General features: G+C 68.0%; 1 protein-coding gene. It reads right to left on the reverse strand.

Annotated elements, in window-relative coordinates:
• Nucleotides 1-478, reverse strand: a 478-nt coding sequence (locus ENZ75_RS33930; protein WP_164888288.1) for an FAD-dependent oxidoreductase, incomplete at both ends; no start/stop codon positions are given.

The raw sequence follows: 478 nt of genomic DNA on the forward strand, positions 1-478 counted from the left end.
GGGTAGCCTCGCGGCGCGGCCGGCAGGTAGCGTGTGCCGAACGGATTGGCCTTCAGGGCGCTGACATATTTGCCTGCATGGCGAAATGCGTCCGGCCCTATGTAGAGTTGGCTGCTGCCTCCCGATGCGAGCGTGTACCCGCCATCCTGCCTGCGCCGGAAAGCGATGCGTTCGTCCGCGGCGGCACCGGCGTGGATTTCCGCCATCGGCGCTGTCGCAGCGACAGTCGCCCTGACGCTGAGCTGCGGAATCGAGATGCCGTGGGCGCGCAGGAACAGCGACGTCCACGCGCCGCTGGCGACGAGGACGCTCGAGGCCGCGATGAGCCCTTTCTCGGTCCAGACGCCACTGATGCGTCCCGCGGAGATGTCGAGCATACGTGCCGCGCAATTCTCGATGATCGTCGCGCCTTCGCGGGCCGCCAGGCGAGCAAGCGCGGGCACGGCGACCCAAGGTTCTGCCCGCATGTCCGATGGAG

Source organism: Mesorhizobium sp. M7A.F.Ca.CA.002.04.1.1 (genome assembly GCF_004022805.1).
Classification (GTDB): Bacteria; Pseudomonadota; Alphaproteobacteria; order Rhizobiales; family Rhizobiaceae; genus Mesorhizobium; species Mesorhizobium ciceri.